The 22,455-nt window shown below is 64.1% G+C and carries 14 protein-coding genes; 11 read left to right on the top strand and 3 right to left on the bottom strand.

Going from position 1 to position 22,455, the window contains the following annotated elements:
* Position 1 precedes the first annotated feature (1 nt).
* From C163_RS14170 to madM, 4 genes are all read left to right on the top strand, one after another.
* Positions 2-616 (top strand): malonate decarboxylase holo-ACP synthase, encoded by a 615-nt coding sequence (locus C163_RS14170; protein ID WP_025339383.1) that lies wholly within the window; start codon positions 2-4, stop codon positions 614-616.
* Complete coding sequence (mdcH, locus tag C163_RS14165; protein WP_025339382.1) at positions 613-1,533, top strand: malonate decarboxylase subunit epsilon; 921 nt, start codon at positions 613-615, stop codon at positions 1,531-1,533. Before C163_RS14170 ends, mdcH begins: the two co-directional genes overlap by 4 nt.
* Positions 1,534-1,737: 204 nt before the next feature.
* Positions 1,738-2,160, top strand: a complete 423-nt coding sequence (madL, locus tag C163_RS14160) for a malonate transporter subunit MadL (RefSeq protein ID WP_003258591.1) — start codon at positions 1,738-1,740, stop codon at positions 2,158-2,160.
* Between the two features lie 2 nt (positions 2,161-2,162).
* Entirely contained in the window at positions 2,163-2,927 is a 765-nt protein-coding gene (gene madM / locus C163_RS14155; protein WP_024087229.1) for a malonate transporter subunit MadM, read from the top strand.
* Between the two features lie 231 nt (positions 2,928-3,158).
* Here madM and C163_RS14150 read toward each other — a convergent pair whose 3' ends face one another.
* The 3 genes from C163_RS14150 to C163_RS14135 all read right to left on the bottom strand — a co-directional run bounded on the left by C163_RS14150 (position 3,159) and on the right by C163_RS14135 (position 9,063).
* Positions 3,159-3,431, bottom strand: coding sequence for a DUF3077 domain-containing protein (locus tag C163_RS14150; RefSeq protein ID WP_025339381.1), 273 nt, complete (start codon positions 3,429-3,431; stop codon positions 3,159-3,161).
* A gap of 4 nt (positions 3,432-3,435) precedes the next feature.
* Positions 3,436-3,699, bottom strand: coding sequence for a hypothetical protein (locus tag C163_RS14145; protein ID WP_025339380.1), 264 nt, complete (start codon positions 3,697-3,699; stop codon positions 3,436-3,438).
* 783 nt (positions 3,700-4,482) lie between these two features.
* A complete protein-coding gene (locus C163_RS14135) occupies positions 4,483-9,063 on the bottom strand; it encodes an RHS repeat-associated core domain-containing protein (RefSeq protein WP_025339378.1) in 4,581 nt (1,526 codons plus the stop codon).
* Between the two features lie 966 nt (positions 9,064-10,029).
* On the opposite strand from C163_RS14135, the gene mnxG reads away from it, so the two are divergent.
* The 7 genes from mnxG to C163_RS14100 all read left to right on the top strand — a co-directional run bounded on the left by mnxG (position 10,030) and on the right by C163_RS14100 (position 22,366).
* Positions 10,030-15,876 carry a manganese-oxidizing multicopper oxidase MnxG gene (gene mnxG, locus C163_RS14130; protein WP_025339377.1) on the top strand — a complete coding sequence of 1,949 codons (5,847 nt, stop codon included), beginning with the start codon at positions 10,030-10,032 and terminating at the stop codon, positions 15,874-15,876.
* Positions 15,877-15,896: 20 nt separating this feature from the next.
* A complete protein-coding gene (locus C163_RS14125) occupies positions 15,897-17,873 on the top strand; it encodes a cytochrome D1 domain-containing protein (RefSeq protein WP_025339376.1) in 1,977 nt (658 codons plus the stop codon).
* Positions 17,870-18,526 carry an SCO family protein gene (locus C163_RS14120; protein WP_025339375.1) on the top strand — a complete coding sequence of 219 codons (657 nt, stop codon included), beginning with the start codon at positions 17,870-17,872 and terminating at the stop codon, positions 18,524-18,526. Before C163_RS14125 ends, C163_RS14120 begins: the two co-directional genes overlap by 4 nt.
* Positions 18,523-19,188 (top strand): SCO family protein, encoded by a 666-nt coding sequence (locus tag C163_RS14115; protein WP_025339374.1) that lies wholly within the window; start codon positions 18,523-18,525, stop codon positions 19,186-19,188. The genes C163_RS14120 and C163_RS14115 overlap by 4 nt, the downstream gene beginning before the upstream one ends.
* Before the next feature lie 257 nt (positions 19,189-19,445).
* Entirely contained in the window at positions 19,446-20,930 is a 1,485-nt protein-coding gene (locus C163_RS14110; protein WP_256220359.1) for an ABC transporter substrate-binding protein, read from the top strand.
* A 12-nt stretch (positions 20,931-20,942) separates the two neighbouring features.
* Positions 20,943-21,584 carry a SurA N-terminal domain-containing protein gene (locus C163_RS14105; RefSeq protein WP_025339372.1) on the top strand — a complete coding sequence of 214 codons (642 nt, stop codon included), beginning with the start codon at positions 20,943-20,945 and terminating at the stop codon, positions 21,582-21,584.
* Between the two features lie 248 nt (positions 21,585-21,832).
* A complete protein-coding gene (locus C163_RS14100; RefSeq protein WP_025339371.1) occupies positions 21,833-22,366 on the top strand; it encodes a response regulator in 534 nt (177 codons plus the stop codon).
* Positions 22,367-22,455: the final 89 nt, after the last annotated feature.

The following is a 22,455-nucleotide window of genomic DNA, read 5'->3' as shown; positions in this document are numbered from 1 at the left end:
GATGAACGCGCCAAGGCCGCACGACCTGCTCTGGGGCATGCCCGTATCGGGCCTGCCTGCTGATGCACCGCGGTGGGCACAGGATGTGCTGCTGAGCGGCCAGCCGGTGGTGGTGCGCCGTGCCACTTGTGCGGACGGCTGGGTGGCGGTGGGGCTGCGTGGCCAGGGCAGGGCGCAGCGGTCGGGTGTACTGATGCGGCTGGCCGATATCCAGTGTCAGCAAGGCCCCGAAGCACTGCGCTGGCAAGCTGAAAGCCCTTGGCCTGCATTGCAGGCCCTGGCCTCGGTCGCCCCGGTACTGGATGCCAGCGGCCTGGCCTGGGGGCCGACAGGTGGGGTGGGGTACCAGATCGCGACCGGTATGGAGGTGGTACACGCCGACAGCGACCTGGACTTGCTGCTGCGCACGCCACAACCGCTGGCCCGGGCGCAGGCGCGTGAGCTGCTGGATATCCTCGATTGCGCGCCTTGTCGTATCGACCTGCAGCTGGAAACCCCGGCGGGTGCTGTCGCCCTGCGTGAGTGGGCCGGCTTCGCCCGCCGCGTGCTGCTCAAATCGGCCCATGGTCCACGCCTGGTCAGCGACCCATGGGCAGCGATGGAGCGTGCAGCATGAGCAGCCTGTTCGCCTTCCCCGGCCAGGGCGCCCAGCAGGTGGGCATGCTGCAGCGCCTGCCTGAGGGTGCCGGGCAATTGCTGGAAGAGGCCAGTGACACCCTCGGCCAGCAGGCCCTGGCGCTGGACAGCCAGCAGGCCCTGCAGACGACCCGTGCCGTGCAGCTGTGCCTGCTGCTGGCTGGCGTGGCCTGGGCGCGCTGGCTGATGCAGCGCAGCCCCGCGCCGGATTACGTGGCGGGCTTGTCGATTGGCGCCTACCCGGCGGCGGTCACGGCGGGCGCCCTGGGCTTTGCCGATGCCGTGCGCCTGGTTGCCCTGCGTGGCGAACTGATGCAGCGCGCCTATCCGCAAGGCTACGGCATGACCGCACTCAGCGGCCTGGACCTGGCCTGTGTCGAACGCTTGCTGAGCGATACGGGTGGCGAGGTGTATGTCGCCAACCTCAACAGCGACAACCAGATCGTCATCGCCGGCAGCGATGGCGCGATGGCTGCGGTTGCCGCCAAGGCACGTCGGCTGGGCCAGGGCGTGGCCCGGCGCCTGGCGGTCAGCGTGCCGTCGCATTGCCCGTTGCTGGATGGCCCGGCGGCCGAACTGGCCAGTGCGTTCGCCACGGTCGAGCTGCAGCGACCGCGTATCACCTACCTCAGCGGCAGCAGCGCACGGCCGGTGTTCGACCCACAGCGTCTGCGCGACGACCTGGCCGGCAACATGGCGCGGGTGATCGACTGGCGTGCTACGTTGCGCAACGCCTATGAGCGTGGCGTGCGCCTGCACCTGGCACTGCCGCCCGGCAACGTGCTCGGCGGGCTGGCCCGGCCGGTGTTCGAACAGGGCAGGGTGGTTGCTGTTGAAGGCACCCGCTGGGACACCCTGGATGCGCTGCTGCGCCAGGAGGTGGCCAACGAACGATGACAGCGGCACTGCGGCGGATGGTGATCCCTGTGGGAGCGGCTTTAGCCGCGAAGAATCCAACGCGGTGCATGGCACCGGCTGCGCCGGTGTTCGCGGCTAAAGCCGCTCCCACAGAGTTCAGTTCCATGGGGGCAAAAGCTGCACAAAAGTGTGTTTACGAAGAACAACAACAAGCAACTTCGACACTACCTGAGGACAACAACAATGATCATCTATGGTGTGGCACTGCTGGCGGTCTGCACGCTTGCTGGCGTCATCGTCGGCGACTTCCTGGGCGTGCTGCTGGGCGTCAAATCCAATGTGGGCGGGGTCGGCATCGCCATGATCCTGCTGATCTGCGCACGCCTGTACATGCACCGCAACGGCGGCATGAGCAAGGAATGCGAGTTCGGCGTGGGCTTCTGGGGCGCCATGTACATCCCGGTGGTGGTGGCCATGGCTGCCCAGCAGAACGTGGTCACCGCCCTGCACGGCGGGCCGGTGGCGTTGCTGGCGGCGGTGGGTGCGGTACTGGTGTGCGGTGCGACCATTGCCCTGATCAGCCGCAGCCACCGCGGCGAACCCTTGCCGGCAGTGGAGGCCGGCCCCGAAAGCAATGTGCAGGCTGCCCCTGCAGGAGGGCGTTGATCATGTGGCCGATCATTGACAATGCCCTGGAACATAACGGTTTGATCACTGCCTTCGCGGTGGTGGGCGCGATCATGTGGTTGTCGGTGGTGCTGTCGAAGTACCTGACTTTCGGCCGCGTGCACGGCTCGGCCATCGCCATCGTCATCGGCCTGGTGCTGGCCTGGGTTGGCGGCACCATTACCGGTGGCCAGAAAGGCCTGGCCGACATGGCGCTGTTTTCCGGCATCGGCCTGATGGGCGGGGCCATGCTGCGCGACTTCGCCATTGTCGCCACGGCCTTCGAGGTGCAGGCCACCGAGGCGCGCAGGGCAGGGATGATCGGCGCGGTGGCGCTGCTGCTTGGCACGGTGCTGCCGTTCATTGTCGGCGCTGCGGTGGCCTACGCCTTCGGTTACCGTGATGCGGTGAGCATGACCACCATCGGTGCGGGTGCGGTGACCTATATCGTCGGGCCGGTGACCGGTGCGGCGCTGGGGGCCAGCTCGGACGTGATGGCGCTGTCGATTGCCACCGGGCTGATCAAGGCGATCCTGGTGATGGTGTTTACCCCGGTATCGGCGCGCCTGCTGGCGCTGGACAACCCACGTTCGGCGATGGTGTTCGGCGGGTTGGCGGGGACGGTGTCGGGGGTGACGGCCGGGCTGGCGGCGACCGACCGGCGCCTGGTGCCGTACGGGGCGCTGACAGCCACCTTCCATACCGGGTTGGGTTGCCTGATGGGCCCGTCGATCCTGTACTTCTGCGTACGCGCCCTGGTCGGTTGACATCAATCCCCTGGACTGCGCAGCCCCCTTGTAGGAGCGGCCTTGTGTCGCGAAAGGGCCGCAACGCGGCCCCAGCGATATCCGCACCGCAGCCAAGATCCTGGGGCCGCTGCGCGCCCCATCGCGACACAAGGCCGCTCCCACAGGTACAGCGATAACCTCGAGAGCAATGCTGTACCTGTGGGAGCTGGCTTGCCGGCGATGAGGCCAGTACAGGCAGAACCCTGAGCTTTAGCGCAAGGTATTTTTGGTCAGCTCAACCTCGTTCATCAAAGCCTTGGCCAAGGCCGTGAGGTAATCGGCGGCGCCCAGGAACTTGTGGTCGTCCTCCATATCGCCTTCGCGCAGCAGGTGCTTGATATAGCTCAGCAGGATCGACACTTGCTCGTAGGCATCATCAATAGGAATGCCGGGCTGGACCCGCAGCAGATTGATCGGCGGGTTGCCGACCTCGAGGAAGGTCTCTGCGCCGATGGTGAGGATGACTTTGGGTTCGTCTGTCATGTCGTCACTCCTCTTCCTTTTCCTTTGCGCCGAACAGCCACGCATGCGAATGCGCTACCAGCGAGTGGGCGATTTCAGTGGCATGCAAGGCATTGCACAGGCCGGGCTCGCCAGCGTGGGTGCGGCAGTGTTCGTCGAGGGTATCGATAACGCCGCGCAGTAGTTCGATGACGTGGGCGAGGGCGTGGGGAGGGTAGATGTCGGATTTGACGGTGAAGAATGGGGTGTTGATGGGACGGCGTGGTGGGCCGGGGACAATGTTATTCATGGTATATCACCTTTGTTCTGCTCAAGGAGACTGCCACTTCAATCTTTCTCACGGATTGTGGGTGGCAGCCGTGCGCGGGGTGAGAAACCGAGGAACAAAGGCAAAACTCGGCCAGACCTAAGCCTGCCCGCGCGCGGCCGCCATAACGACGGTGCCTTGTATCAGTCGGGTTCTCACACCCGGTCACCGAAGCGACCCGAAAACGTTATCCGTGAGGCGTTTCCCCGACAACAGCGATAGTTCGGCAGCGCGCGTAGGATAATTCCTAAGTGGGTTCATTCTGAAGCATTTGGTTTCATGTTCAGAAATGTCCTACGGAGGCTGCGCGGTCCTCTTGAAGCGGGCTTGTGTCGCGATCGGGCCGCTACGCGGGCCCAGCAAGTTCCCGCGCTCGTCGTCGCGGCCCCGAATGCCGCAATAACTGCGGAGAACGTTGTCGTTCAACCGGCGCGGTGAAGTTGATGTTACACATAGCGGAGCAATTCGCCGGAATAAGCATGTGCTCCGCCGTTAGGGTTCTAGTTGGATTCGTTATTTTCTATATATCCGTTTAATATTTCTAGGATTTCCTCTTTGGAGTATTCGAATTCCTCTCCTGCGTCCATGCTTCGCAATTTTTCCATTATCTCCACTAGCTGGGTGTCGTCTGATTGATAAAGTTTGTAGTCTAGCCAGATGGAGTACGCATACATTGCAAATTTTACTGCGTCGTATTTGCGAGTTGATAGGTGCTCCACTAGGTCTTTAGCAATAGTCAATCCTGCTGTTTCTAAGGGCATTTGCTTAATCTCCGCATTTGCAATTTTTAGATGGCTCAGCCAAGCCTTGCTCAATGTCAGCCAATGTTGGAGGGTAATGAGGGAGCCTCATTTCTCTTCCGTTTTTTGACTTTGGATGAATGCGGTTGACATTCCCGGAGTGATCATAGCTTTCCTCCCAGCTTCTGACTTCACCTGTTTTTGGATTCCACTCGGTGGCGTGTGATCGCCCTCTAGTGGGTCCTTGGGTTCTAGCAGGAGATTCTCGCTCATAGTATCTGATTCTACCGTCCAATAAATGCCTCTCTCTGACCGCTCTGGATTGAGCACCTTCCAATGCGGATAGTTTTTTGTCGAGAGTTGCAGTCGGCCTAAAGTCTCTGTTGGATATAAGCCCTAAGGGATCAAGCCATTCAATGGGGTTCGCTGCATAGGTGTAAACATTTAGTCCGCCTGAGAAGCCAATTGGATCCTTACCTATAAATCGTCCAATACTCGGGTCATAGTATCGATGCCGGTTATAATGCAGCCCTGTCTCGATATCAAAATACTGTCCTTGAAAGCGCAGCGGATTGCGAATATCCGCCCACTTCGCATGCTCACTGCGCTTCTCCTCCGCTACCCCCCAAGCCTTGTATACACCACTCCAAGCCACCTGCCCGATTTCATCGGTCAGCTCCATCGGGGTCCCAAGGTGATCACACTGGTACCAGGCAAAGGCGTCAAGCGGGGTCGGCGTGGGTTTGTACTGCCAAACTGGATCCCGATTGATGTTGTAGGGCGCTTGGTAAACGGGTTGAGGTATCAACTCCAAGCTAGCCTTCGACACCGCTTGTGCAATCGGCACGAAGGTTCCGGGTTCGAAGATGTAATGGGTCATCGGCCCAGTACCATCGGGATCGCGGCATTCGAAGGCCAGGGTGTTGCCGTCCCAGCCATAGTAGGTAAAGCCGCATCCCAGCCTCCCATCCAACTCCCGTCGCGCGTTTTCGTTCCAGGCAGGCCCCGCCTGCGGCCGGTCGCGGTACTTGGAACGGGAGTTCTTGTACAGGCGCCGACCCAACGCGTCGTAGGCAAAAGTGACTACCAGCCGGTTATCTTCGTAGCGCCGTAGCCGGTTGTAGAGGTCCCAGACAAACTCGACTTTCTTGCCATTCTCGATCCGTTCCAGCAGGTTGCCGCGCTCGTCATAGCGGTATTGGATGCCGCAGTAGTTGCGCAGGACGTTGTCGTTCACTCGGCGCGGAGAATGAGGATTGGGCCCGGGTGGCGCTTGCGGGTCGAGCAAGTTGCTTGCCGGGTCGAAGGCGAAAATTTCCTTCTTGTGATAGTCGCCTGCCTCCAGCAGTCGGCCCACAGGGTCGTAGCGGTAGTAGGTGTCACCGCGTTGAAGGTCGCGAATGTGGCCCAGACGGCCCGACTCGTCGTATTGGTAATCGCGCATAGCCAAGCGTTTCGACTGGCCCCTGGGCGTTACGGTCTGTTCCAGCAACTGGCCATTCGGGCTCCAGGTCTGGTGCTGGATCAGGCCGTTGCCTTGCTCACGACCGATTTCGCGGTGCAGGTCATCACGCTGATAGCTAAGCAGCTCGCGGTCATCGAACTTGAGGCTAAGCAGGTGGCCGCTGCCATAGGTCAGCCAGCTGACCCGGTGTCCATCAGGTCGTACGGTGGCGATACGTTGGTTAAGAGCGTCGTACTCGTGCTTGAAGACGGCGACCTTCTGTTCCTTCATGTATCGGAAGTGCTGGTGCTCGCGGATGTTGTTGCCTGCCTCATCGTAGAACCACTGCAGTTTGCAGGCGTCATTAACAGCGAGCAGCAGGTTGCCATTGCCGTCATAGCTGAACTTCTCGGTTTCCCATGCTTTGCCACCGCGCCGCCCGGCATTGCTCTCCAGCAACCTTCCCATGGGGTCATATTCGAAATGGGTGATGCGATCACCGTCAATGCGGCGGGTGGGCAACTGGCTGCCGTTGTCGTAGAGCCAATCGGTGGTTTCCCGGTCAAAACCGGTTTCACGCGTCAGTCGGCCGACCGCGTCATACTTGAATGTGGCCTCGGCGTTGTTTTCGTTGCGCAGGCGCACCAGTTGGCCGAGCTTGTTCCAGTGATAAGTGAGCGTGGAATCGTCGTCGTTGCGACGCTGTTTGAGCCGACCGGCTTCGTTATAGGTCCAGATTGTCCGCCGGTGCAGGGCATCGGTGTGCTTGAGCATACGACCTTCGGCATCATGCTCGAAGCGCTCGGAGGTTTTGTCGGGCAGGACCACACGGGTCAGCTGGCCGGCTTGGTATTGATATTCGGTGGCTTCACCGGCTGCATTGATGAGCTTGGCCAGTTGGCCTTGCGCGCTGTATTTCCATTGCGTGGTCTTTCCTGAGCAGTCGGTGTAGCTGGTCAGCCGGCCATCACGGTCATAGCCCAGCTTCCTGTCATTCCCATTGGCATCTTTGATGCCTACGAGCATGTTTTCGCTGTTGTATGTGTACTCGGTCTTGTTCTCCAGCGGGTCGACCGTTTCAATGATGTTGCCGCGCTGGTCATGGTCGTACTTCCACAGGCCGCCCTCGGCATCGCGGGTCTTGAAGCGCTGGTCCAGGTCGTCATAGGCGTGGTGGACGGTCGTGTAGTCCGGGCGTGTGTGCTGCAGCAGATTGCCGCGGTTGTCATAGACGTAGTGATCAGCGGTGCCATCAGTATGCACATGCTGGGTAACGTTCTTGTCCCTGTCACGGTACAGCCATTCTTCGTCACCATTCGGGTGGATGATGCGGTAGGTGTAACCCAAGCTGTCGTAGAAGTGCTGGGTCTGGTTGCCGTTGGCATCGGTCACGCAGGTCAGGCGAATATCTGGGTCCCAGTTCAATCGGGTATCCAGGCTGCCGTCGTCGGCCCACTCGCGGATGGCCTTGGCGTCGGAGCCTTCGCCGACCCATTCAAGGTTCATGCCCCGGCCCGTACGGTCGGTGTAGCGGGTGATCAGGTGATGGGCGTACTGGTAGGTCCATTGCGCGCCATGTTCGTCACGCGCACTGCACAGGTCGCCCTGGGCATCGAATTCATAGCCAGCGACTTGACGCTCTGGCTGGCCATCACGCATCAACCACAGGGCGACGATCCGGCCGTGATCGTCCAGTTGCGTGTGGATGTGCTGATGGGCGGTTTCGTACTGGTAGGTCACCAGGTCGGACAGCACAGAGCGGTCGGCATGGCGGTGCTCATAGAACAGTGCGATGCATGCACCGCCCTGATGCGAGATCAGCTCCAGCCGGAACTGGTCACCGTCGCGCACGTACACCTCATGCATCACATGCCCGCGCGCCAGCACCAGCTTGTCAGCCTCTGGTCGTCCGACCCACAGGTTTTCGATCGGGTCGTGGTGATGCTTGCTGACATCAGGCAAGGGGTAGTGCTGGCTACGGCCATCGATGCCGTGGTAGACGAGCGTGTCCCCGGCCAGGTCGAAGCGGCTGGAGAACGGCGTGATCCAGCGGGCGCCGAACGGGCTATGGTCGTAGGCGCCTAGAGTCGAGCGATAGGTTCTGTTCCAGTTGATGGGAAACACGCCGGGTAGCGCGAAGTCCGTGTGGCTGATCGTTTCGCTGCCCAGGGCAAAACTGATGCTGCATCCTGTGCCGCCGGCGACCCCGGCTTTGCGGCAGTTGGGGTCGGCACGGGCAGGGCGTTGCCGCGGGGCTGCTTCGGTGCCGTTTTGTGGGTGAACGCGCCGCACTTGGGTGACCCTGCCGTCGGCATTCACGTTGGCCCGCATCACTACAGGCTTGCGCTTGCTCAGGGCCAGCTTCAACGCATCCAGGATCGCCGCCAGGCTGCCTGGGGTGGCCTTGTTGCCGATCTGGGCGATCTTGTTGCCTGCCATTCGGCCGAGGCTTTCCAGGCTGAGCGCAATGGGTTCGAGCAGTGCCAGCAGTTTTGGGTCCGGCCCCAGGCCAAGCTGGTCTCTGCTCAAGCCGTAGCCGGTTTTGCGTTTGGCGTAATCGGAGGCTTCGGCAACCAGGCGTAACCCCGGGAAGATAACGGTCAGGGCAGTGCTTTTGACGGTGCCGTCTGCGGCCGAGCGGATAAGGTCTGCGAAGAACTGGCAGATATCCACGACCTTCTGCGCAAAGCTGGCCAGGATGGTTTGTAACTGCCGGTCGATTTCCTTGACGAAGTTTTCCAGGTCGCCCCGGCAGACGTCGGCGAGGGCGTTTTCCATCGCGATCAGCAGGGCTTGGGCCATGCCGTCCTTGGAGGCAGCCCTCGCGGACTTCAACACCGGCCGCATCACTTTGCGAGCGGGACTCATGCCGGGTATCGGTGCAATGGCGAACAGGTTGATGCCAAGGCCAACCCAGTTGAACAGGTCGGCCCGGTATTCCGGAGTGCCCTGGACAAGGCTGATGATGTCCCCGATGGCGTCGGTGGCGGCGAATACCGAACCGGCGACGGGCATTACCTCCGCGACGGTGATGACGGTGCGCCAGTTGACCAGATGGCCGGTGAGGTCGGTCAGCCATTGCGCCAGCAGTTCGGTGCTGGCGCCGACATCGTCCTGGTCGAAGGTCTCGGTGGGGGCGACGACGCCGGAGCATTTATCCATGGTGGGTACCCCAGGTGACGGGATGAATCATCCAGGCTGGAGTGAGGGTATTTGGGGTAACGCATAGAGTGTGTTGTGCGCTCATTAGTGTTCCTGCTGTTCATTCCGTCGGGCAGGTGAACGCCGGCATGCAGCCTCCTGGCGCATGCGGGCAGGTGTGGTGAATTGCACGGGGTGCAAGCACCGGACACTAACGAGGCAAGGGTTCCGGGTCGCTAGTCCGGCTTCCGAAAAATGTGTAGGAAAGTTCGACTCGTGGCGTTACAGGGTGTTGGGGATGTAATAAGTGGTCACAGGCAGGCCCTTGAACCAAGCGACGTGATGGATGGCACCGGCTGCGCCGGTGTTCGCGGGTGAACCCGCTCCCACATCGACCGTATCGGTTTCAAGCCATGTGCAGTAACTGTGGGAGCTGGCTTGCCTGCGATGAGGCCAGTACGGGTAGCGACTTGTTGATTGTGAGGTGCAGGGCGGGGGATTGGGTTAGGGCCGCCACGGGCTCGCCACCACATTGTCGGTGCCTGTGAGATCGAGCGCCGCCCGCGCGGCGCTTCGCGGGACAAGCCCGCTCCCACATTTGTTGCAACGTGCCGAACCTGTCAGGCCATGGTTGCCTGCTTTGGAGCACGTCTTGAGACTAGTGAGGCGGCAGCAGTGCCAACCGAGAAATTGAGTCAGACCAACAAGGCTGACAACCATGGCCTAACAGACATGGCCACGTTGCAACAAATGTGGGAGCGGGCTTGTCCCGCGAAGCGCCGCGCGGGCGGCGCTCGATCTCCCAGGCAATGAAAATCTCATGACGGACACCTGCAACCCACCCCCCCGTTTCGGGGAAAACCGCTGGGGAATCCTCCCCAACCTGTTTCGTTTGCCGCTGCAACCAACTGAAAATAAAAGCAATCCGCTTCTGGCATACACCTTGCTCCAGCTCCACGCAGAGATTCTGTGTCCCGGAGGTGCAGCATGTCTATGCCACTCAAAGGCCCCATCCTGTCATCACTCGTTCTGGCCTTGCTCGGCTGGGAGTCGACCAGCGAAGCCGCCGTGCAGTGCCAGCGCACCCTGGTCGCCAACGTGGTGGCGCTGGACCAGCCACTGATGTTCAACCGCCTTGGCGCGCAAAACGCCAACGGCATGATGTTCGCCCTGCGCGAGGATGTGGTGGACGACAAGATGGTCCCCCTCAGCAGCGGCGGGGCGGCAGTACCGGGCAAGGTCACCCTGCGCCCGGACAAGCGCCCGCGGCCCATCGTGCTGCGGGTGGCCGCCGGTGAATGCCTTACCGTCAACCTGACCAACCTGCTCGACTACAAGGCCAACCCCAACAAGCACGGCATCGAGGCCGAAGAGGCTGAGGGCGAAGAGGAGGGGCCGGAGCTCGAAAACGAAGCCGCCGAAGGCTTCGTCGCCGACGAGCAGGTGGCCGAGCGCATGGTCGGCTTCCAGGTCAACGGCATGCAGGCGGTCAACAGCATTGCCGACATTTCTGCCTACACCGGGCGTAACGGCAACTTCTTCGTCAGCCCCGGCAGCACCCGCAGTTATACCTTGTACGCCGAACGCGAAGGCGCTTTCGCCGCTACCAGCAAAGCCGCCACCTTCGGCGGCGAGGGCACTGCGGGCAACGTTGCCAACGGCCTGTTCGGCCAGGTAGTGGTAGTGCCCAAGCTCGGCCGCACCTACCGCAATACCCTCACCGAAGAAGAAATGCGCTTGGCCACCACCGGCCGTACCGCCACCGGCCAGCCGGTGATCGACTACGAAGCCCGCTACCCGCAAATGCAACCCTGGATCGCCGAAGGCAAGGCCGGCAAGCCGATCATTGCCATGGTCGACGGCAACCAGATCATCAACAGCGAAACCGATGCCATCGTCATGGGCCCCAACCCCGATGGCAGCTTCCCCAAATCCACCTACCCGCTGGAAAGCCTGGGCAAGCGCAACCCGGCGCTGCCCAACCGCCTGGAGGCGTTCCGTGACTTCGCCTCGCAGTTCGCCGACGAGGTTGCCGGCACCCAGGCGTTCCCTGGCTACTGGGCCGACCCGGTGATGGGCCACGTACTGGAACCCACCCGCGACTCGTTCATGATCAACTACGGTTCCGGTGGCATGGGCGCCGAAGTGGTGGCCAACCGCCTGGGCGTGGGGCCGATGCACGACTGCCTGTCGTGCGCCTATGAGGAGTTCTTCCTCAGTGCGCACACTGTCGGTGACGTCGGTACCTTGGTGGACGTGCCGGCCAACGTCGGCCTGGAGCACATCCGCCCTGGCGAGGTACCACCGGCCAGCGCCGTCGGGGTCAAGGCCAGCATGGCCCTGTTCCCGGCAGAACCGGCCAACGTGCACCACAGCTACATCGGTGACTTCACCAAGTTCCGCAACACCCACAACGGCCATGAACAGCACATCTTCCACCTGCACGGCCACCAGTGGCTGTTCAACCCCAATGACGACAATTCCGACTACATCGATGCCCAGGGCATCGGCGCGGGGGTCGGCTACACCTACGAAATCGCCAACGGCGGTTCGGGCAACCGCAACCGGGTGGCGGGCGATGCCATCTACCATTGCCACTTCTACCCGCACTTCGCCCAGGGCATGTGGGCCATGTGGCGGGTGCACGACGTGTTCGAGGAAGGCACCCGCCTCGAGGTGAGCGGTCAGGGCGAGAACGGCTTCCACAACACCCCGTTCGCCCTGCGCAGCGGCAAGCCGGCGGTTGGCGCCCGGGCCCTGCCCGATGGCGAGATCGTTGCCGGCACGCCGATCCCGGCCATCGTGCCGCTGCCCGGCAAGGCCATGGCGCCGATGCCAGGCAAGGTGGTGGTGGTACCGAAGCTGTCCGAAGAGTTGGTTGCCGCCAATGATGACGACGAGCCCGAGGAAGAAGAGGGTGAGGAGCCAGCCAACCAGGAACCGGTTCGCAAGGCCATCGGCTCGCTGGCGCTGGTCGACCGCAGTGACGCCAACCGCAACGCCGACGGCACCTTGAAAAACCCTGGCTATCCGTTCTGGATCGGCGGCATGGAAAGCAGCGTGGGCAACCGCCCACCAACCCCGCCACTGGACATGCTCGACCCGGCCATGGCACGCCAGCTCAAGGAAAGCGGCAACGCACTGTGGGCCAACCTCGACCCGAACCAGGTCGATGGCTGGGACGGCGGCCTGGGGCGCCACGCGCTGGACGGCGTATCCGCCGGCGGCGAGGCCGAAACCACCACCACCAAGCTCGATTTCACCAAGGTGGTACACAAGGCCAAGCCGATCTACCTGCCCGAAGAGGGCACCGATGTCGAGCAGGCGGCCATGCAGTTCCACGCCCTGGCTGAACACCCAAGCTTCGCCCTGATCCCCGGCAGCCAGCCGGTGGCCAAGGCGTTCCGCACCAACGGCGCCTTGCCGACTGCCGGCGCGCCGTTCTACGAGCCGTGCATGGATGACCGGGGCAAACGCCTGACCCAGTCTTCCGGGGTAGGCGAGTACTTCAGCGGCGAGAGCCTGGCGGGCCTGAACTTCCGTGGCGCCTCGGCCTTCACCGCCGACCGCCCACGCATCTACAAGGGCGCCAACATCCAGTTCGACGCGGTGTACAACAAGGTCGGCTACCACTTCCCGCAGGCCCGCATCATCGCCCTGTGGGAAGACGCCTGGCCGGTGATCACCAAGCAGCGCCCGCCAGAGCCGCTGGTGATGCGCATGAACACCTTCGACTGCACCATGTACCAGCACACCAACCTGATCCCGAACATCTATGAGATGGACGACTACCAGGTGCGCACCCCGACCGACGTGATCGGCCAGCACATTCACCTGCCCAAGTGGGACCTGACCGCCGCCGATGGCTCGGCGAACGGCTGGAACTACGAAGACGGCATCCTCTCGCCCGGCAGCGTGGTCGAGCGGGTGCAGGCCATTCGTGCCTACAACGGCTGCACCCAGGGCGACAGCCGCGACGGCACCGCCGCCTGCCCGCAAGCCCGGCAGCACCCGTACTTCGGCCGCTTCGGCCGGGCCGACTGGCTGGGCGCACGCACGGCCATGCAGCGCTGGTTCGCCGACCCACTGGTGAACGTGTACAACGTCGACCGTGGCCTGGGCACCATCTTCACCCACGACCACCTCGGCCCATCGACCCACCAGCAGCTTGGGCTGTATGCCACCGTGCTGGCCGAACCGGCCAACTCCACCTGGTACCACGCCGAAACCGGCGAGAAGCTGTACAACCCGGCCACGCGCCAGGACGGTGGCCCGACCTCGTGGCAGGCGGTGATCCAGACCGGTGACCACGATGGCGACGGCAAGAACGACAGCTACCGCGAGTTCTTCCTGGAATACAGCGACTTCCAGCACGCCTACGAGGCTGGTGTGTATGTCGGCGCCGGGCCGGACGGCATCCCCAATGCCCAGTCGTACCCGGCCACCGCCGACAGCTTCCGCTACGCCATCAACCCGCCGGTGCGCGGCAAGGCGTCGAACCTGCTGGAGGCCATCGTCGAGGAACGCGGCGGCATCAACCCCGGTTGCCCAAGCCGGCCCTGCCCGCAGGCAATATCGGTGGATGACCCGGGCATGTTCGTCGTCAACTACCGCAACGAGCCCCTGGCCCTGCGTGTGTACGACCCGAACAAGGTCGGCCCGGACGGCAAGCGTGGCATGCAGGCCGACGGCCTGGCCGGCGACCTGAGCTACGCCTTGCAAACCCGTACCGACCGCGCCATCCCGGCACTGAACCTGGCGCCCTCGGCGATCACCTCGGCGGTCGGCCCCACCGGCGGCACCACGCTGTTCCCGCCGCACATCAACGTGGCTGGCAGCGAACCGGGCGACCCGTTCACCCCGATGCTGCGCACCTACTCCGGTGACAACGTACGCCTGCGCATGCATGCCGGTGGCCATGAAGAGGAGCACAACATCACCTTGCATGGCGTGAAGTGGCTGCAGAACGGCACCGGCTACGGCAACAGCTCCAACTCGGGCTGGAAGTCATCGCAGATGATCGGTATTTCCGAACAACTGGGCTTCATGGCACCGGTGTCGATGATTTCCAGCTCGGCAGCCACCAACGGTGACTACCTGTATTCGCTGGATGCGGCCCTGGAGGGCTACTGGAACGGCATCTGGGGCATCATGCGCAACTACACCGCGCAGCGTGCCGACCTGTTCCCGCTGCCCAACAACCCGCAGCCGGTGGCCATGCGCAACACCGTGAACTTCGATGGCATCTGCCCGAAAACCACGGCCAACCCCAACGGCATCGGCAGCCGCCCCACGGTCAAGCGCAGCTACGAGATCGTCGCGGCACTGGCCAACGATATCCTCGAGAACCGCAACGGCGTCAGCATTAACGACCCGGCCGGTGTCGGCCAGCATGTCGGCGGCCCGCTCAAGGCCAACGGCGGCACCCTGGTGTTCAACAGCCGCAAGACCGCCATCCCGCTGGTCAGTGGGGTTGACCCCGAAGATGGGGAACCCTTCACCATCGGTGGCCACAGCGCGCCGCTGCACGACCCGACCGCGATCCTGTACGTGCGCAAGGCAGACCTGGACGCCACCACCGGCAAGCTCAAGGCGGGCGTGCCCGTGGAACCGCTGGTGCTGCGCGCCAACGCCGGCGAGTGCATCAGCATCACCCTGGAAAACCGCCTGCCACTGGTGATGCCGGACCTGCCCAGCACTGCGGTGATGCACAACGTGGTCAAGCGTGACCGCTTCGACAGCGAGGGTGCTACCGCCTTTGCCAACAACCTGATGCGGCCGTCCAGCCACGTGGGCCTGCATGCCCAGCTGCTGGCCTACGACATCACCAAGTCCGACGGCGCCAACGTCGGCCTCAACCCGGTGCAGACCGTGGCCCCGCGTGCCGGCACCAGTGGCGCCTGGCCGACCCGTACCTACCAGTACTATGCCGGCCACCTGGAGCGTGAAGGCAAGCCGGTGTCGCAACTGGGCCGCACGGTGGACAACATCAACACCACGGCCATCGAGTTCGGCGGCCTCAACCTGACCCCGTCGGACTTCATCAAGCAGCCGCAGAAAGGCCTGGTGGGTGCCATGAGCATCCTGCCGCAGACCGCCACCTGGACCGAGGACAGCGCAACGCGGGCCCAGGCCACGGTCAAGGTCACCGGCCAGCCGGACTACCGCGACTTCGTCACGGTCTGGCAGCGTGCGCTGAACATGCGCTGGGCCGACGGCCGCCCGGTGGAGGGCATCAATACCGAAGGCAACGGCGCCGCCGGCGACCCGCAGGACAACGGCAACATGGCGGTCAACTACAAGACCGAGCCCCTGTGGCTGCGCTTCGGCATGGCCCCCGACTCACCCTTCGGCCGCGCCGCCGGCCTGGGCTTTGGCGATGTGCCCAACGCCCACATGGCCTACGCCAACGCCCTGGTCGGCGGCGACCCGCAAACCCCGGTGCTGTACGCCAAGCCCGGCCAGCCAGTGCGCAACCATATCGTGATGCCCAGTGGTGGCAGCCGCGGCATGGTCTACCAGCTGGATGGCCACTTGTGGCCGCTGCACAACTACCAGGCCGAGAAGAACGACGTGGACGGCTACCCGCTGAGCCTGCCTGGCATCGGCTCGGTGCGCTTCGGCTACAACCCGATGGCCATGTACATCGGTGCCCAGGAAAGCGTGCTGCCGGCTGCGCACTTCAGCTTCATGCTGCCCAGTGCCGGCGGTGCCAACGCGGTGGCGGGCGACTACCTGTTCCGCGACTACGCCGCCTACGGCAACCTTTCGGGGCTGTGGGGGATCTTGCGGGTGACCAATGAAGCGCCGCCGGCAACGGCACCGGCGCAGTGACGGTAAATGGGGGCGCGAACATGAACAAGAAGACCCGCCTTGCATACATGGGGGTAGCACTGGGGGCTGTGCTGATCGGCCTGGGCGTGGCCTATGAAAGCCTCTGGTGCGATCCGCGCGAGTATTTGCAGGGCTCTGACGACCCGCAGGCCCCGCACCGGCTCAGCCGCGACGGCGTGACCGTGGAGTTCGAGGCCCGGCCGCTGGCGGGGGGAGAACTGCAGGAGGGCAGCTTCGCCAACATCCGTTTCAAGGTCAGCGACCAGGCCAGTGGCCAGCCGCTGTCGGGCATGGCCCCAGGGGCGTGGATCGACCCGACGCAGTCGGCCCCGGAGGGCGACCGCGACCAGAGCTGCAAGGCCCGTGTCGCGCTGTTCCTCAAAAGCAGTATCGGCGCCCGGCCGTTGCTCGACCTGAACAGCTACTTCCTGTTGATGATGAACAAGGACGCCAGCCTGACGGTGATCGACCCGACCGTTTCGGTGGGCGGCGTGACCAGCACCATGGCCCGCATCGGCCTGCCTGGGCGGCCCATGGACTGGGTGGCCACCGGTGACGACAAGCTGGTGTTCGTGTCCATCCCAGAGCGCGGCAAGGTCACGGTGATCGACACCGAAACCTTCACCCGCGTGGCCGACCTGAACGCTGGCGACCAGCCCCTGCGCGTGGCCCTGCAGCCGGACCAGCACCGGCTGTGGGTAGGCAACAACAGCAGCGACCCGGCCAAGGGCGGGGTAACGGTGATCGATGTACCGGGGCGCAACACCCTGAAAACCTTCAACACCGGCGGCGGCCACCACGAAATCGCCTTCAGTGCCGACTCGCGCTACGCCTATGTCAGCAACCGCGACAGCGGCACCCTGAGTGTCATCGACATCCCGGAAATGCGCCTGGCCAAGACCATCAAGGTTGGCCCGCACCCGCTTTCGGTCAGTTATTCGGCGTTGTCCCAGGCGGTGTACGTGGTCGATGGCGAGGAGGGCAGCGTGCGCGTGTTCGATGCCCGCAACCACCAGCTGCGCCACACGGTCCAGGCCGCCCAGGGCCTGGGGCCGATGCGCTTCAGCAGCGATGGCCGCTACGGCATCGTGCTCAACACCCTGGAGAACCAGGCCCTGGTGATCGACGCCAGTACCGACAAGCTGATCCACCAGATCCCGGTGGCGGCCGAACCGTACCAGCTGACCTTCACCAAGGGCTATGCCTACGTACGGGGCCTGGCGTCACCGAAGGTGAGCATGATCAACCTGGCCAGCCTGGGCGAAGGGCGTTCGCCGATCATCCAGGGCTTCGAGGCTGGCCCGGCGGCGCCACGCCAGGCCGGTGACCTGCCGCTGGCCCAGGGGCTGTCGGTGTCGCGCGACGACAATTCGGTGTTCGTGGTCAACCCGGTGGACAACACTACCTACTTCTACGCCGAAGGCATGAACGCACCAATGTCCGGCTACAACAACCGCGGCCACCAGGCCCGCGCCGCCATCGTCGTCGACCGCAGCCTGCGCGAACTGGCACCGGGCGTGTACGGCTCGACGGTGAAGATGCCCGCTGCCGGCAAGTTCGACGTGGCCTTCCTGCTCAACCAGCCGCAGATCATCCACTGCTTCAGCACCGATGTGGCCGCGGCGCCGAATGCCGGCAAGCGCAAGGGCGCCCACGCCGAGTTCATCGGCCTGGACCGGCCGTTGTCGCAGCACAGTGCCGTTACCGCGCGGGTGCGCATCGTCGGCGACGACGGCCAGCCGCGCCTGGGCCTGAGCGACCTGAGCCTGCGCTACTTCCTGGCGCCTTCGTCCATGCCGCAAAACCTGCAACTGGAGGAGGTGGGCGAGGGCATCTATCAGGCAGCCCTGACCCTGCCCGAAGCCGGCGCCTGGTACCTGCACGTGCAGTCGCCGTCGCTGGGGCGCAGGTTCGCCGAGGAAAACTACACCAGCCTGCGCGTCCTGCCGGCCGCAACGTCCACCGTTTCCGAGAATGACGTGAGGAACCTGCGATGAACGCCAAGCATGCTTGCAAACTGTTGGCCCTGAGCCTGGCTTTGGCCGGCAACCTGGCTCTGGCCCATGGTGGCCACGATCACAACGGCCACGCCGAACAGCCGCCGGCGGCGCGCCAGGAAAAGGCCAGCGTGCGCTTTGCCGATGTCTCGCTGCTGAACCAGGACGGCATGCCGGTACGCCTGGAAAAAGACCTGGTGGGCGACCACCTGGTGGTCATGGGCTTCATCTACACCAGCTGTACCACGGTGTGCCCGGTGGTGTCGTCGATCATGGGCAAGGTCCAGCAGCAACTGGGTGGCCGGGTAGGGCAAGACATTCATCTGGTGTCGATCAGCATCGACCCGCAACGTGACGACGCCAAGCGCCTGCAGGACTACGCCAAGGCCTTCCAGAAGGGGCCGGGCTGGAGCTGGCTGACCGGCACGCCGTACGCCATCAGCGAAACCCTCAAGGGCCTGGGCAGCTTCAGCGCCGACCTCAGCCAGCACCCGCCGCTGATTTTGGTGGGTGACGGGCGCACCGGGCACTGGACGCGCTACTACGGGTTCACCGACCCGGCAGTGCTGATCGACGAAATCAACCGCCTCGGCGCCCGCCGGGTGCATGCCAAGAGCACGGCCATTGCCGACCATCACGAGGTGCAACCATGAGCCAGGTAAGCAACCGCCGCGTTGGCATGCGCGGTTTTGACTGGCTGGTGCTGGGTGGCTGCCTGTGGATCCTCGCCTCGGTGGCGTTCGCCCACGAAGGCCATGCCCCGCAGGCACCAGAACCGCAGCCGGCACCGCAGGCGATGACCAGTGGCGGCGGCACCCGCGATGCCCGGACCTGGTTCACCGACACTGTGCTCAAGGACCAGAACGGCCGCGAGCTGCGCTTCTACAGCGATGTGCTCAAGGACAAGGTGGTGATGCTCAACGTGATCTTCACCCACTGCACCGACGCCTGCCCGCTGATTACCCGCAAGTTGCGTGAAGTGCGCGAGACCATGGGGCCGCAGCTGGCCAGCCAGGTGACCTTCGTGTCGATCAGCAGCGACCCGCTCAACGACACCCCCGAAGTGCTCAAGGCTTTTGCCGAGAAGCAGGGCGTGGATGGGCCCAACTGGTTGTTCCTGACGGGTGAAAAGGCCAATGTCGACCTGGTGCTCGGCCGCATCGGCCAGTTCCTGCCCAGCCCCGAGCAGCATTCGACACAGCTGATTGCCGGCGATGTGGCCGGCAAGCGCTGGAGCAAGATCCGCCCGGATGCACCGCCTGCGGCGATTGCCCAGCGCATGCAGTTGCTGGCACTGCCTTTGGCAGGGCGGTGAGCATCATGCGCAGTACTTCGCCAATGCCGACGCCAAATTTGGCGCGAATCCCGGCGCGAATCCCTGTAGGAGCGGCCTTGTGTCGCGATCGGGCGCGCAGCGGCCGTAAAACCGGCATACCCGGAGTACCTGATGAAACACATTCGCCGGTCCTGCGGCCGCTGCGCGCCCGATCGCGACACAAGGCCGCTCCTACAGGGATTCGCGTCTGTATTGAAGCAGTGCTGCGCTATCTGGCATTCGCATTAGGTATTGCCATGTGCAGCGGTGCACTCGCCCTGGACCTGACCGAACATGAACAAGCCGGCAAACACCTCTACCGCCAGGGCGTCTCCAGCAGCGACGCACAATTGCAGGCCCGGGTCGGTGCCAGCGACATGACGGTCCCCGCCAGCGTGCTGCCCTGCGCCAGCTGCCACGGCAACGATGGCCGTGGCCGCGCCGAAGGGGGGGTACGCCCGCCCAGCCTCGACTGGCAGCGCCTGGCGCAAGGCCAGGGCGAACGCGAGGTCAACGGCCGCCGCTATCCGGCCTACACCGACAGCAGCCTGGCCCGGGCCATTCAGCACGGCGTCGACCCGGCCGGCAATCGCCTGGACCCGGCCATGCCACGCTTCGAGCTGACCCTGGCCGACCAGCGCAACCTCACGGCCTACCTCAAGCGCCTGGCCCAGGAACGCGACCCCGGCGTGGAGGAGGGCGTGCTGCGCCTGGGCACCTTGCTGCCTGCATCCGGCCCGCTGGCCGAGGCCGGGCAGGTGGTGCGTGCGGTGCTGGAAGACGGCCTGACGCAACTCAACCAGCAGGGTGGCATCCACGGGCGACGCCTGGAACTGGTGGTGCTCGACCCGGGCGCCGACCCGGCCAGCGCCGAACGGGCGCTGCAGCAGTTGCTGGAGCAGGAGCGGGTGTTCGCCCTGATCGCGCCATTGGTACCCATGCTCGACCAGCGCCTGGCAACCTTGCTGGTGCCACACAATGTACCGCTGATCGGCAGCACCCCACGCAGCGGCGGCAGCCCACAGATTTTCGACCCGTTGCCCGGCTTGCCCGCGCAATTGCTGAGCCTGGCCGGCCACGCCCGCGCAGCGCTGGGCCTGGCTGCCAGCGACCTGCGTGTGGTGTATGCCGGCAATGAACATGCGGCGTTGGCCGAGCAGGTGCGCGAACGCCTGCAGCAGCAGGGCTGGGCACCACCCGCGGCCCAGGCCTTTGCAGGCAAAGCCGTGGACGGGCAGGGCATTGTCTTCCTCGGCCGTGCCCAGGCCTTTGCCGAACTGGCTTCGGCGCTGCAGGCAGCCGGCCGCCAGCCATACCTGTTTGGCGCCTCCAGCCAGGTGACCGGCGCCGTGGCGCGCTTGCCCGAGTTCTGGTCGCAACGGGTGTTCCTGGCTTATCCCTACGTGCCCGAGGACTGGACCGAACAGGGCCTGGCGACCCTGGCCGGCCTGCAGCAGCGCCAGGGCCTCGACCCTCGCCAGGCGTCGTTGCAGGTCAACACCCTGTGCGCCCTGCGCCTGTTGAGCGAAGCGTTGAAGCAGACTGGCCGTGACACCAGCCGCGAGCAGCTGATTGCCGCGCTGGAAGGCCTGCATGATGTGTCCACCGGCCTGACCCCGGCCCTGGGCTTCGGCCCCGGTCGCCGCCAGGGCATGGCCGGTGCCCATGTGGTGGCGGTGGCCCTGCCCGGGCCGCGCTTTACCGCGGTCACCCCGTACCGGCCACTGCCGGACAGCCCTTGAGCGGAGGTTGCCATGCGTGTTCTGTTGTTGTGCCTGTTGCAGGTGCTGGCCAAGGCAAGCTGGGCCGATATGCCGGCGGCGCGGGTCAACGGTGTGGAGATCGAGACGATGCGCCTGGAGCGCTATTTCAGCGAATACCTGGACGCCCAGGGCCGCGCGGTGGCCAGCATCCGCAACCCGAACCTGTACCAGCGCCTGCGCGATCAGGCACTGGATGAACTGATCGACAAGGAGCTGTTGTGGCAGGAGGCCCAACGCCTCGGCATAGCCATCAGCGACGAGCAGGTGTCGGCGCATGTGGGCGACATCGAGTCCGCGCTTGGCAGCCCGGCAATTTTTGAGCGGCGGCTGGCGGAAGCGGGCTTCGATAGGGCACAGTACAATGAGTACACCCGGCGCGAGCTGGCCGCGCAGCAGGTGTACGCCCAGCTCAGCGCGGTCGCCGCGCCCAGCGAGGCCGAAGTGGAGGCATTCTATGATGCCAATTCGCAAAACCTGCAAGGAGTGCAGCAACAAAGTGACGAGCCTTCGGTCATACGCGAACAGGGCCTGGTCCTGGCCAGGGCCACGCTCATCGGGCAGCGGGAGGCGCAGGCGCGCCAGTCCGTGCGCCAACGTTTGCGTGCGTCCGCTACCGTGGAGATCGCCGACTGAGGCCCCTGATGGCGTTTCCCCAATGCTGGGGAATAACGAAATGGCAGTGTGCTATCAGTTTCCCCGCATGTGGGGAACGGGGCCGGTGCGCCTGCCCGCCGCGTCGCGGGGAGTGATCGGTGCTCCTGCAAAATCAATGAGTTACGGTTATTCAGCATGACTATTCACGCCTGGCACGAAGCCTGCTCAAGCCTGTACAGGGGCGCACTTCGCAGACCGGGTAACCGGGCAGTTCTTGGGAGTCGACCTTGGTGAACAGAGTATTGGTAGTCGATGACGAACAGACTCTTGCGCAGAACCTGCAAGCGTACCTGCAGGCGCAAGGCCTGGAAGTTCATGTTGCCCACGACGGTGCCAGTGGTATCGAGCAGGCTGCAAGCCTGGCACCGCAAGTGATCGTGCTGGATTACCGCTTGCCCGACATGGAGGGTTTTCAGGTTCTGGAGACCGTACACAGGAACAGGCAGTGCCACTTCGTGCTGATTACCGCCCACCCCACCGTCGAAGTGCGTGAGCGGGCCGCCGAACTGGGTGTGAGCCATGTCCTGTTCAAGCCGTTCCCGTTGGTGGAACTGGCCCGTGCAGTCTTCGACCTGATGGGCATCGAGCGCCGGCGCAGGGCCACGGACAACCCGGCTGAAGGGTTCGTCGAACGACGCCAGAACAGGAACGAATCGTTCCCCCTGCAGTTGTACGATGGAAGCTGGGTATTGGCCGACCGCCGCCGCAACGGCGCCAAGCCCCCAGGGCCCGACGACGATCAACTGCTCACAGGGGAATAGCGGCGCCCGCACCCCTGGCCGAGCCAGCCTGCGACGCGCCCCTGAGCGGAGTCGCAGGCCATGCCAGAAGCATTCGATGCAACCGTTAC

This window comes from Pseudomonas sp. FGI182, assembly GCF_000511325.1.
GTDB classification, from domain to species: Bacteria; Pseudomonadota; Gammaproteobacteria; order Pseudomonadales; family Pseudomonadaceae; genus Aquipseudomonas; species Aquipseudomonas putida_Z.
Note: the sequence above shows the minus strand (reverse complement) of the source record. Positions and strands in the feature narration are given on the sequence as shown.